Origin of the sequence: Cellulophaga sp. BC115SP, assembly GCF_009905545.1 — a bacterium.
GTDB classification, from domain to species: domain Bacteria; phylum Bacteroidota; class Bacteroidia; order Cytophagales; family Spirosomataceae; genus Flectobacillus; species Flectobacillus rivi.
Genome location: NZ_JAAALB010000060.1, coordinates 19194 through 27169, shown reverse-complemented (window position 1 = coordinate 27169; position 7976 = coordinate 19194). Strand labels below are relative to the sequence as shown.

Annotated in this window: 6 protein-coding genes; all 6 read right to left on the bottom strand. The window is 35.5% G+C overall.

The features are described from left to right. Positions 1-83: 83 nt before the first annotated feature. Positions 84-236, bottom strand: a complete 153-nt coding sequence (locus GVN22_RS24560) for a hypothetical protein (RefSeq protein ID WP_166553652.1) — start codon at positions 234-236, stop codon at positions 84-86. A gap of 849 nt (positions 237-1085) precedes the next feature. Continuing rightward, positions 1086-2630 (bottom strand): SUMF1/EgtB/PvdO family nonheme iron enzyme, encoded by a 1545-nt coding sequence (locus GVN22_RS27775; protein WP_205691029.1) that lies wholly within the window; start codon positions 2628-2630, stop codon positions 1086-1088. 63 nt (positions 2631-2693) lie between these two features. After that, entirely contained in the window at positions 2694-2864 is a 171-nt protein-coding gene (locus tag GVN22_RS24550; protein WP_166553651.1) for a hypothetical protein, read from the bottom strand. A gap of 117 nt (positions 2865-2981) precedes the next feature. Next, entirely contained in the window at positions 2982-4496 is a 1515-nt protein-coding gene (locus GVN22_RS24545) for a caspase family protein (RefSeq protein ID WP_166553650.1), read from the bottom strand. Positions 4497-4574: 78 nt separating this feature from the next. Further along, on the bottom strand, positions 4575-6314 hold the full coding sequence (locus GVN22_RS24540; RefSeq protein ID WP_166553649.1) for a M48 family metallopeptidase: 1740 nt from the start codon (positions 6312-6314) through the stop codon (positions 4575-4577). 31 nt (positions 6315-6345) lie between these two features. Next, positions 6346-7815, bottom strand: a complete 1470-nt coding sequence (locus GVN22_RS24535; RefSeq protein ID WP_166553648.1) for a caspase family protein — start codon at positions 7813-7815, stop codon at positions 6346-6348. Positions 7816-7976 lie beyond the last annotated feature (161 nt).

Genomic DNA, 7976 nt, shown 5'->3' with positions numbered 1-7976 from the left:
TTCGTTCCGCTACGCTACACTCAGCCCAAGAAGGGTTAAAAACATAATCAAAGTAGACAGATTATGTATATTTTTAATCTGTACTAAAAATGGGAAGCCGACAAACCTTCAAGGGATTTTCGGCATAGAAAACAACAATTACTAGGGTCTTTAAAAACTTCTAATTCAGCTTTTTGAGCTAATTGGAACATTTCTGGCCATTTTGAAGCCAAGAATGTAAAGTTTGATTTTGTCATAGGGTGCGTTGTAATGATTACTAAAAAAAGAAATGAAGAGAGGTATTTTTAATACTTAACCACTCTTTCATTTTAGGCGATTTAGATAAAAGATAACTTTTTATAAAACGGTTTAATGATTGTGCACAAAAACAGAGCCGAAATTTTTTATCGCTTTATCATAATTTCATGAGTAATCATTTTAGTTTATGCTAGTACATATTCTTTTATTGTCTAGTCGATGGAAATTTGGTCGAATTGCTTCTGTCAATATCATTGTGATTTCATTACTGGTTACTGTTATATGAAAGCTGTACTCAAGATAGGTTAAGTTGGTTTACTTGGTCTTGATATTGTTTCAATCTCTGCATCTATATTACAGGAGTTTGTATTATCAAACTTAGCAAGGTGTACTTTAATTAAATCTCATTATTGGTATTTATGGCTTGTTCACAAAGGAATGGCAAAACCTTTAGATAGAGCACATGTTCCGAATAATTTCTAATTGTTATTCATCATCAAGTTTTTCATTTTATTATCCAGAGTTCATCTATGTACATCAGAAGTTGTTTTATATTTTATTTTAGGGTTTCAAATAAAATATTAGACTGCAGCTAAGAGATGATAGTAAATAAACTTACTCAAAGGTTAAAATAAATTAATATCGTAATTAGTCTCCATAAAGTTGATTTATAGTTACGTTTTTGTTCAAGCAACTATTTCAATCTGTAGAAAAATAATGTTAAGAGTAAGAACTATTTCATTATATATTCTGTGTTTTGCTGGTAAGAATTCTATCAAATATGTAACAGCCCAAAAACGTAGACCGCAATTTTTGGGTATATTTTTTATTCAAATATTTCCCGTAAACTAATGTTCTAATACGATACGCAATCCATAATCGACTCCATAAGAGGTATTATTGGGGGGCAATACTTCACGATAATAAACACGACTATCATCCTTTAAACCACGCCAACTAGCACCTCGGACAATTCGATGCGTACCTTCATTAGGACCTTTAGGGTTGATGCTTGGACTATTTTTGTAATAATTTTCGTCAAACCAATCATTACACCACTCTGCTTGGCTACCTGTCATATCGTAAATACCTAATTCGTTAGGCTTTTTTTGACCTACAGGATGTGTTTGATGGTTGCTGTTTCCATACCACCAAGCTATATTTTCAATATCATCACCGCCGCTATAAATGAACCCTTTACTTTTACTTCCCCCGCGAGCAGCATACTCCCATTCCGCCTCGGTAGGTAATCGATATATTTTACCCGTAAGTGCATTGAGCTTTTGAAGATATTTTTGTATATCATTCCAATTCACATTGTTTACAGGACAAGTAGGACAGCCTTTAAATTCGCTTGGGTTATTTCCCATGACAGCTTTCCATTGTTCTTGTGTTACTTCGTATTTGCCTATATAGTAGTCACTTAATATAACCTGATGCATGGGTTTAGCCAACAAGTTATCATCATTACTACCCATATTAAAAGTTCCACCTCGCACAAAAACTATTTCTGGTTCATACGGGAATAGTTTTTTGCTTCTCTTGGATATAGGGCTTGGTTCTTCTCTATTTATTATAATGGGTTTTTCTTGTTCTGGTTTAGATTCACCACCTACTAAAAAATAAAAATCTCCTCGTAGCTCATCATAGCGACCAGGTATTTGGCTGTTGCCAGAGCGTTGCGTAACGGTTTCTATCACGTTATCTATCATTGTTCTCAAGCCTACATTGGCTTGTGACAAATTTTGCAATAATGCAGAAGTAAATAGCCCATTCCTTCCACTACTGTTGTCGTCAGCTGTACTTCCAGCTCTTGTCGAAAATACTACAAAGCTCCCTGGTGGGTTGTTGGGTATTGTCAATCCTTGTCCAACTGCTCGACTACTGCTCGGAAAAGGATTATTCCTACAAGCATCTAAAAATGCTAAGGATACTTTCAATTTTGCTCCCTCCATCTTTGCCATAGCTCTACCCAACTTTACACAAGTGTATTCGATATCTTCGACTGTATTGGGTTTGGCATCTATCGGTACCAGATAGTTTTCACCTTGATATTGTATACCATGACCACTGTAATACAGCAATCCAACATTGTATTGCCCCAGTTTTGTCCCAAAGTCATCTATCGATTTCTGGAAATCAATCATACTTAAGTCTTTTTTCAAGATTACATCAAAGCCAAGGTTTTGTAGAACCTTCGCCATGTCGTCGGCATCATTGTGAGTATTGTTTAACCGGCCTGCATACGCATAGTATTTATTGCCAATCACCAATGCCAAACGCCTTTCTGTACCAGCAGGTAATTGTTTACCAGTTGGAATCATGCCCTTATTTTGGGCGTTAAGCTGTTGGCTACACAGTAGTAAAAAAAGGAAAAGATAAAGTGGTTTCATTAGGGTAAAATACAAGTTTAATTCCTATTTCAGTGCTGTCAATTGAGGATAACCTATTGATTTTTAGTGTGTATTGATAAGAGTACCTATTTGCCAAGATTTACCCAAAGGGGTTAGAACTTTTTGAGGAGAGTCATTTTCTTGTTCTAGTAAAGGCACATTGAAGATGACTACTGATTCCTTAGCTGATTCGGCATACATCGATATGAAAATAAATGGACAAAGCCGTTTCATATTACACCTTTCAAATAGTGGATATTCTCTTGCGGTTTTTTCTATTCCACAAGAGAATAACTTACTTTTGTATTTATACCTTAGAGCTTATACCTCGTTTGAATAAATCTTACTAGTTTAGCGATCTGTTCTCTTTAAGAAGACAACCTCATTATATAGATTTTCCCACGAAAATGGAACCTGTTTATTATCAGATAACTCTCTGACTTTATTGCGGGTGTTTATAGCAATTTGTTGAATACGTTGGTTGGGAATTGCTAATTGTTGTAATAATACTGAGGTAAATAATCCATTACGACCTGAATTATAGCCATCCATAGCGACTCCTCCAACAGCAGTGGCAAATAAATAAATACTGTTTTTTATTTGGGGAATGTTAAAATCTGGGGCAGTTTCAACTTTCGATTGTGTACCTAAACAAGAATCCCAAATAATGATTTTGGTTAAATCACGCCTATTGGCATTACTTTCTGCAAAAACCTCCTTGAGTGTTACTTCAGTGTCAAATGCCTCATTTTTAAAATCTGTACTGATAATCGTGGCTTGTCCATCGTAAACCAAGCCAAATCCTGAATAATAAACTAAGGCTTCGGAGTATGATGAAAGCTTATCATTGAATGAAACAATGGCTTTTCTTAGCTCAATTTTACTAAGGTTTTTCATTTTGATAACTTCATAGCCTGATTTTTTAAGCACCACTTCCATTGAATCAGCATCATTGGTTGCATTTATGAGCAGAGGACCACTAGTATAATTAGCATTACCAATGACCAAGGCTATTTTTTTGTAAGAGTTTATTTCGGAGTGTACTGGCACGGGCTTAGGAGCATCTCTGCTTACCAAAAAGTAAAAATCCCCAAGCAATTTTACATGGTCTTCAGGGAGTTGGGTTTTGTTACTTTTTTTATATACTTCTTTACGAGTTCCATTCAAAATTGATGACAAGCTCATATTGGGTATGCTGAGATACTGCAATAGGTTTTCGGTAAATAAACCATTCGTTGAAGCTACGTTGTCATCTGCCGTTGCTCCTGCACTAGTAGCATATACCACACAAGTCCCGGGTGGGTTGCGGGGGATGGCAAAGCCTCGCTGTATCTCACCTTTATTACCCCAACTCTTTTTAAAAGGGTTGTTACGGCAAGCATCCAAAAAAACTAGGTTTGTCTCTGCTTTTGAGCCTTCCATCAAGCCCAACACTCGTCCCATATTTACACAAGTGTAATTGACTACTGCTTCCGTTCCGATAATGTTGGCATCTATTGGTACTAGGTAGTTTTCGCCTTGGGCTTGTATTCCATGCCCAGAGTAATAAAATAAGCCTACGTTATAGTTATTCAGCTTTACTCCAAAATCATCTATTGCTTTTTCAAAAGCGACTCTATCTAAATTATTGTAATACAGTACATCGAAACCAAGCTTTTGTAAAGCATTACGCATAGCGATGGCATCGTTGATAGGGTTTTTAAGTACAGCATCGGGATTTTGGTAGTCTTTGTTACCTACTATCAAGGCTAAACGGCGTTCTGTACCAATAGGTAGCTGATTTCCTACAGGCACCATCCCCTTTTTTTGGGCGATAAGCTGTTGGCATATCAATAAAAGCCATAGAAAAGCGTAAATTTGTTTCATAATTAATTAGTGTAATGTGATTGATTATCCTTGCTCTATCATAATCTCGTCAATTGGGATGATAATTGAGCTGATCATTTAATGAGAGTTTTTGGTACTCTTTTTGGGTTTGCTTTTAGGTGGCTGTGTGTACTTGCTCTTGTCTTCAGGTTTGTGAGTAGAAGGGGGAGACACAGGTTCTATTTTAACTTTTGGAGGACTCAAAACAGCGGACAAATGCTTTTTAAAACTTTGATATTCCTGTTGTTGGGATTGGAACATACTTCGATCATTTTCGAAGTTTTTGTCTCCAAAATTCATAGCAACAAGCATATCTATATTATGTGCTCTTTTGAGTAATTCGGGATGTGATGAATAGATGGAGGCCATTTTTTTCTCTCCAATTCTTGCTATTCTAGTAAATATATCATCGTCCGAAATAACTTCTTCTGAAATTGCGCTTTTTGACATATTGTACCAAATCTCACTAGCTTCGCGTGGGTCATATCCAGCCCTAGTCATGTAGTATAGACCACATCTGTCTGCTTCAGTTTCTAATGTGCGAGAATAACCGGCGCTAAAAGCTGGCGCACCATAGGCTCGCAGGAAAGTATCCATTTCAGATTTGTCGATACCAAGCAATGTAGTATCCTTGATTTGTTTAAAGATTTCAGAAATAAAGTCCATGATATCCCCTATACTTTTTGATGTTTCATAGTTTTTCCTACTATGTTTATTAACAACATGGGCAATTTCATGGCTTAAAACTGTTGCTAATTGTGAAGTATTTTCAACTTTAAGGAGTAATCCTGTATTGATAAAAATATTGCCATCTGAATAGGCACAAGCATTGAAGTCATCATTTTTAATAATGTGGAACTTAAAATTGACGTAATCTGGCGAAGTTGTTGGCAACATTTTCATATATGCAGGTATGAGACTTTGTCCTATTTTGTCAACGTAATTGCTAATATTTCCCTCCTTGATTAAGTCAAACTTTTCCTTACCCATAGACACCGTATTTCCCTTGAACTTGATATATTCTGTAGCGATCTTTTTGAGCTTATCATCATTGGAGTTATAATCTGATGGATATACTTCTCCTGACGAGACTAAAAAAATGCCATCCTCTTGGTATCTCCCTGATAATTCGAGTGACATACCCATATCAAGCTCTGAAAATGATTTGAATATTCTACCTTCATATCCCCCTTTTTTCTTAGTTCGATTTTTACCAGACAAGAATGACCCAGTAGTCAAGCGGACTTTTTTGCCATTTACCACCGCTACATCTCCAGTAGACTCGATAAGACCTTCTATTTTATCTTTTTTAGTAAAGTCATCCATTATAGTGAGTTTTGTCACCACATTTCTATTCTCATGATGAAAGTACTCAAAAGTTAAATTGACAGTCATTCCAGGTTTTAGGTATGTTCGATTGTTGAGATACTGACGTATATCTATGGCTTCAATCTTTATTTTATCATGTTTTTCCTGTAATTTTTGTGCATCTTTAGGTTTTTTAGCTGTTTGGGCGAGTTCTATCTTTTTAATAAGGTCTAATTGGTCTTTGATTAAGTCTTGTCGTTTTTGATAAAGCTTATCATATTCTTTTGCTTCTTTTTCATTTTTAAATACCAGTGAAGTATCCGAAAACTCTTGAATAAAATATAGATCCTTCCAATCATCATCTATCATAAATTTCATTCTCGGAGAGCTACTAGTATTTACAAAACTGACAACATGACCAATTTTGGTGTAAGAATGTCCTACCTTTTGGGCAAACGAAGTAGAGATGATACCAATAGAGATGGCGATAATAGATAAGAGATTTTTCATACATACATCAGTTAGAGATAGAGCGCATAGATTAGTCAATAATAAAAGATTTCGACATACCTTCAAGGTTTTCAGGTAGCTGTAGATTACCAGACATATTCAATACTTCTGTACGCGTATTTCTAAAGGCATCATCAATTCTTATACCTCGGGTGAGGTTCTTAAGTAGAGCTGCCGTGTAAATACCATTTTTTGAGCTTCCGTTACTCGCAGTTTGCCCCGACAAAGTAGCATAAGCTATATAATAGTTACTCGCTGCGTTTGGAGTCACTTTAACATGTTTTACAGTAGTATCGCTTGCTGGAATGGGAACAAAACCTCGGTCATAGGAGCGGCAGGCATCTATGATCATTACTATGTATTTTACATTTTTTTGTTGGAGTCTGTACAAAATATCCTGAATCTTGATGTAGTTCTGATAATCAATCGGAAATTTAGCGTCGGTAGGAATTAAATAGTTAAGCCCATCTTTTTCAAAACCATGACCAGCATAAAATAGGAATACAGCATCCGCATTTTCAACTTCATTACAAAATGAGTTAAGCTTGTTATTAAATCCGTTGAGGTCCAAATCTGTGCTTGTTCTAGTATCTACTCCTAATGTCTTGAAAAGCTTTGCAATATCATTGGCATCATTGATAGGTTTTGACATAAGTCCACTCAAACTAGAATAAGCAGAATTTCCAATCATCAAACCGTATTTTCGTTTGAATTGACTTAATTTAGGAAGACCTGATATATCTCCGCAGTTGTTACATTCATTTTCACTCTTGTCTATTCTGGATATTGCCTCAGAAGCCTTGGTATTTTTGTTATTGATAGCCAGAATTTGAGTGTATGTACTTTTGGCATTAGCCTTATCATTTATTCTCTCATAGTATTTCGCCATTGAGAATAAGGCATCTTGATTGCGGGGCTCTCGTTTTAGCACCTCTCTGACGATACTAAGCCCTTCGTCTACTTTTGAAAGATTTATAAGACAAATAGCTTTACTAGTTAAAGCATTTGTATTCAGAGGTTCTAACTTAAGAATATTGTTTGTAATATTGAGGGCATCTTCAAATTTGGTTAGTTCTATGAGCGTGTTAGCTTTTAGTAGTAGCGTTTTTTTATTATTTGGATTACGTGTCAAAGAAGCATTAAAATCTGTTAAAGCCTTGGGATAATCTTTCAATAAAAATAAAGTTTCAGCTCTTGCATCGTAAAATTCAGCACGCTCTTCAATACTGATAGCAGTAGAGAAAAGTCCCTGTGCTTCTTCGTATTTGAAAGACTTTAAGAATACTAATCCTTTTTGATAGTAAGCCAACGCGAAATTTTCATTCTCTCGAATCGCATTTTCGAAATACCTAATCTTTTGTTTATTGTCTCCTGTGTCGATCCCCAAATCATACCACTCTTGAGCTGTTTGACTATAACTCATGGGAGTACTTATAACACTTAATAGGAAGTACATAGGAATTGTTAAAAAACTCAAATAGAAATGTTTGTAGGTTTTCATAGTGTTGAGTATTAAGAATATGTAGTGACTGTGCTACTGAGAGAGCATTAATAAACACATTCAGTTGAAGATAATTCATAGTAATGCACCTATAAATACAACTTTTGACAAAACCTTAACAGTCTGTAGAGTATGAATTAAAAGACTGACCTAAAATTTAG